Here is a 455-nt window from a genome sequence, read left to right as displayed (position 1 = left end):
TACGAGATCCAGGACGTGTCGGTGGACCTGGTCTGCCATGTCGATTTCGGGGGGCGACGCCACGTTCTTGTGGGCGAAGTGAAGTCAAGCGGGCAGCCCCGGTATGTGCCGAAGGCGTTGCTGCAGCTCAAAACGTATGTTGGCAGACAGCAGGGCTCGGACTTGGTCACGCCTGTTTTCATCGCGCCCTATCTCTCCGAAGACGCCCGCGCGCTGTGCACGGAAAACGGGGTCGGCTACCTTGACTTCGAGGGAAACGCGCGCATCGTGTTTCCCGGCTTCTTCATGTCGCGCAGTGTGGCAGGCAAGCCGCCAGCGGAGCGGCGACAGTTGCGCTCGCTGTTCAAGCCCAAGTCCGCTTCGGTGCTTCGTACCATGCTGCGAGATCCATCGAAGAGTTGGCGGGTAGCGGATTTGGCCGAGGCATCGCTTGTCAGCGTCGGACATGTCAGCAA

At 61.3% G+C, this 455-nt stretch carries 1 protein-coding gene; it reads left to right on the top strand.

From position 1 onward, the window contains the following. Positions 1–455 (top strand): hypothetical protein (locus P3R27_RS14770; RefSeq protein WP_301399171.1); only part of this gene is annotated, 455 nt, incomplete at both ends.

The sequence above is a fragment of the Enterococcus spodopteracolus genome (assembly GCF_030441955.1).
GTDB lineage: Bacteria > Bacillota > Bacilli > Lactobacillales > Enterococcaceae > Enterococcus_B > Enterococcus_B spodopteracolus.
Note: the sequence above shows the minus strand (reverse complement) of the source record. Positions and strands in the feature narration are given on the sequence as shown.